We start from the raw sequence: 3,766 nt of genomic DNA, 5'->3' as shown, positions 1-3,766 counted from the left end.
ACTTTCGCACCCAGGGCATTTACCCAGCTCTTACCCAGGCTCCTGACAGACGCGCTCCCTAGCTTCCCTTCCCATGACGGGACAGGAAACGGCCCACGGGCCGAAACACAAACGGGATCTGACACGCCGCAAGGTCGTCGCCGCGGGCGCCGGTGCGGTGGTGGCGGCGGGCGTCGGCGGTACGTTCGCGGCGGGTGCGTTCGCCGGGGAGGAGCCGAAGGCCGCCAAGGGGACGAAGGCCGCCGGGAGTGCCGGCGAGGTCTGCTACAAGCTGACCTCCGAGACGACCGAGGGCCCCTACTACATCGACGCGGACAAGCTCCGCCGGGACGTCACCGAGGACCAGGAGGGCATCCCGCTCACCCTGCGCCTCAAGGTGATCGACTCCGAGACCTGCAAGCCCCTCGCGAACGCCGCCGTCGACATCTGGCACTGCAACGCGCTGGGCGTGTACTCGGGTTACGAGGACATGGGCAGCGGCGGCGGGGGCGGTGGCGGTACGCCGCCCTCCGGTACGCCGACCGGCACGCCCACGGGGCCGCCTCCGGACGGCGGCGGCGGAGGCGGGGGCCACCAGGAGCCCACCGACGACGAGCGCTATCTGCGCGGCACCTGGCGCACGGACAAGCGCGGCTTCGTCGAGTTCCGTACGGTCTTCCCCGGCTGGTACCAGGGCCGCTGTGTGCACATCCACACCAAGGTGCACGTCAACGGCACCTGGACCGACGCCGGTTACGAGGGCGGCACCACCTGCCACACCGGCCAGCTCTTCTTCGACGAGGAGTCCGTGCTGGCCTCCGCCGAGGCCGAGCCGTACTCCACCAACACCACGACCCGCACCACCCTCGACGAGGACACCATCTACCCCGGCAACGGGACCGAGGGCGGGCTGCTGAAGCTCAAGTACAAGAAGAACGCCATCGCGAAGGGCGTCGTCGCCACCCTCACCATGGGCGTGGACCCCGAGGTGACGCACGACGGCACGGATGACGCGGTCCAGCCGGGCGCGTCGGCATCGGCGTCGGCGTCGGCTTCCTCGAGCTGACGGACGGAGTGCGTGGGGCGGACGTCTACATGCCGTCCGCCCCACATTCACATATATGTACTTCTGCTCAATCCGTTGACCCGGAAGGCGGGCCTCCATAAGGTCCCTTCGAGAACGCGTACGTGATTGCTGTTCACGTATGTGCACATCGAGGGAGACAACGATGTCAGAAGCCGCGACCGCCATACCTGAGGTCGAGCAGCGAGCGGTGAGCAAGTTCCTGCGCCGCATGCTGCCGATCCTGGTTCTGATGCTGCTGGTCAACCAGATGGACCGGACGAACGTGGGCTTCGTCCAGAACGAACTGCGGGCCGACGTCGGAGTCAGCGCCACCGCCTACGGCCTCGGAGCGGGCCTGTTCTTCATCGGGTACGCCCTGTTCGAAGTGCCGAGCAACATGCTCCTGGAGCGGCTCGGCGCCCGGGTCTGGCTGACCCGGATCATGATCACCTGGGGCGCGGTGATCGTGGCGATGTGCTTCATCCACAACGTGTGGATGTTCTACTCGCTGCGGTTCCTGCTCGGTGTCGCGGAGGCCGGCTTCTTCCCCGGTGTGCTCCTGTACTTCACCCAGTGGCTGCCGGACTCCAGCCGGGGCCGGGCCAGTGCGATCTTCCTGGGCGGCTCGGCGACCGCGTACATCGTGACGGGCCCGATCACGGGCGCGCTGCTGGAGCTGCACGGCGCGGGCGGCATCGCGGGCTGGCGCTGGATGTTCGCGCTGGAGGGAGCCTTCTCGATCCTGGTCGGCTTCATCGCCGGGTTCTTCCTCGTCTCCCGGATCCAGGACGCCAAGTGGCTCACGCAGGAGGAGAAGGACGCGCTGAGCGATGCGGTGGCCCGGGACAAGGAGGCGCGGGACCGTGCGCCCTCGGTGTCGCGGATGAAGCTGCTCTTCCACCCGCAGGTCGCCGTCCTGACCGCGGTGTTCTTCGCGATGGCCCTCACCGGGTACGCGATCACCTTCTGGCTGCCGAGCCTGGTCGAGGAGATCGGCGGGCTGTCGCCCTTCCAGATCGGCCTGCTGTCGGCGATCCCCTGGGTCTGTGCGGTGATCGCGATGTACACGATGAGCCACTTCACCGACCGGGCGCCGGATCGCCGTCCCTACCTGGCGATCGCCCTGGTCCTGTCCGCCATCGGCACGTTCCTCGCCACCCTCGGCTCGCCCTGGTTCGGCCTCGTCGCCCTCACGCTGGCCGCGGTCGGCGGCAAGTGCGCGGCCACGCTGTTCTGGCCGATGGCCCAGTCGGGCCTCGACCTGAAGATCGCCGCGCCGGGGTTGGCCCTGGTCAACTCGATCGGCAACTTGGGCGGTTTCGTGTCGCCGACGTTGTTCGGCTACCTGAAGGACACGACGGGCAGCACGAACGGCGGCCTCTACACACTCTCGGCGGCGTCGATCCTGGCGGTGCTGGGGGTGGCGTTCGTACGGCACACCAACCGGGGGCCGCAGGCGGGCGCGGGTGGCCGCACGGGGGTGAAGGGCGAGGCGGCCGTGGGTTGAGTGCTGAGACGTGGAGGCGCCCGGGGTGTGGATATCCCCGGGCGCCTTCTTGATCCGGGTCAGTCCGTCTGCGGCTGTGCCCGGACCATCGACAGGTCGGGCCGGACCTTCGCGATGGCGGCGAAGTCGTCGTCCATGTGGAGGACGGTCAGGCGGTGGTGTTCGGCGGTGAGCGCGATCAGGATGTCGATGGGCGAAGGCCCGCGGTGATGCCCGATGCTCACCAGGTCTCTCTGTACCGCGATGATCTTCGGCCACGGGTCGTCGAGGGCGGGAACCCAGCCGAAGGTCTGGCCGAGCATGGTGAAGAACGGCTCGTAGTCGCGGTCTGCTCGAAGACCGGGCATCAGCTCGGCCTCGACCGGTGGGCAGATGGCGACGAGGCCGCGCGCCACGCGGTCGGGCCAAGGGGCGCCGACCTGGCGGCGCAGCAGCCGCCAGACGGCGGAAGTGTCGGCGAGGTAGGTCACAACCCCGAGCGCTCCCGTTCTTCGAGGACGTCGAAGTCGAGGAACGCGTCCGCGTTCTCCTGGAGCCAGCGCAGTGCCCGGGCCCGGTCGTCCGCGCTGATCGCTGCCGCTATCGTCAGCGCGCGGTTGATGGTGTCCCGCTTCGTCTTGGTTCCGAGCTGCTGCTGGGCGAAGGCCAGCATGTCGTCGTCGATGTCGACCAGCGTCCTGGACATGCGACCTCCCGCGAGACCTGTTTGATATATAGCTCTGCCCAATATATCAAGCGGGTCCGCGGGGCAGGCGGGCTAGCGCGCCACGAACTGGGTCAGGATCGCCTGGACCTCGTAGATGTCGACGCCCTTGGTGAAGGTCTTCTGGATCGGGAGCTGGGAGCCGGAGAGCCAGATCTTGAGTTCGGCGTCCAGGTCGAAGGTGCCGGCCGTTTCCACCGCGAAGTGGGTGATGCTGCGGTAGGGGACGGAGTGGTATTCGACCTTCTTGCCGGTGATGCCCTGTTTGTCGATCAGGATCAGGCGGCGGTCGGTGAAGAGGATGGTGTCGCGGATGAGGAGGAACGCGGCGTGGACCTGTTCGCCGTGGCCGAGGAGGCGGGCGTAGTCCTGCTGGGCCGATGCCGGGTCTACGGTGTGCGCGTTGCCGAAGAGTGCCATGGAAACCCCCGTGGTGAGTGGCGGCGGCCTGGTGGCCGTCCTCGTGCGATCTTCGCAAAGCGCGGGGCCCGGGAGAAGGTTCTCGTTCTCC

Annotated in this window: 5 protein-coding genes; 2 read left to right on the top strand and 3 right to left on the bottom strand. The window is 68.0% G+C overall.

Going from position 1 to position 3,766, the window contains the following annotated elements:
- Positions 1-73 precede the first annotated feature (73 nt).
- Positions 74-1,045, top strand: coding sequence for an intradiol ring-cleavage dioxygenase (locus ACFTZL_RS42505; RefSeq protein WP_382595258.1), 972 nt, complete (start codon positions 74-76; stop codon positions 1,043-1,045).
- Positions 1,046-1,208: 163 nt separating this feature from the next.
- Positions 1,209-2,552 carry an MFS transporter gene (locus ACFTZL_RS42500; RefSeq protein WP_382595255.1) on the top strand — a complete coding sequence of 448 codons (1,344 nt, stop codon included), beginning with the start codon at positions 1,209-1,211 and terminating at the stop codon, positions 2,550-2,552.
- A 59-nt stretch (positions 2,553-2,611) separates the two neighbouring features.
- Here the strand turns inward: ACFTZL_RS42500 and ACFTZL_RS42495 are convergent, their stop codons facing one another.
- From ACFTZL_RS42495 to ACFTZL_RS42485, 3 genes are all read right to left on the bottom strand, one after another.
- Complete coding sequence (locus tag ACFTZL_RS42495; RefSeq protein WP_382595252.1) at positions 2,612-3,022, bottom strand: PIN domain nuclease; 411 nt, start codon at positions 3,020-3,022, stop codon at positions 2,612-2,614.
- Positions 3,019-3,237 carry a type II toxin-antitoxin system VapB family antitoxin gene (locus ACFTZL_RS42490; protein ID WP_149823560.1) on the bottom strand — a complete coding sequence of 73 codons (219 nt, stop codon included), beginning with the start codon at positions 3,235-3,237 and terminating at the stop codon, positions 3,019-3,021. The genes ACFTZL_RS42495 and ACFTZL_RS42490 overlap by 4 nt, the downstream gene beginning before the upstream one ends.
- A 72-nt stretch (positions 3,238-3,309) precedes the next feature.
- Positions 3,310-3,675: a PH domain-containing protein gene (locus ACFTZL_RS42485; RefSeq protein ID WP_382491931.1), complete on the bottom strand. Its 366-nt coding sequence runs from the start codon at positions 3,673-3,675 to the stop codon at positions 3,310-3,312.
- Positions 3,676-3,766: the final 91 nt, after the last annotated feature.

Origin of the sequence: Streptomyces sp. NPDC056948, assembly GCF_042674225.1 — a bacterium.
GTDB lineage: Bacteria > Actinomycetota > Actinomycetes > Streptomycetales > Streptomycetaceae > Streptomyces > Streptomyces purpurascens.
This window is presented reverse-complemented; position numbering and strand designations above follow the sequence as displayed.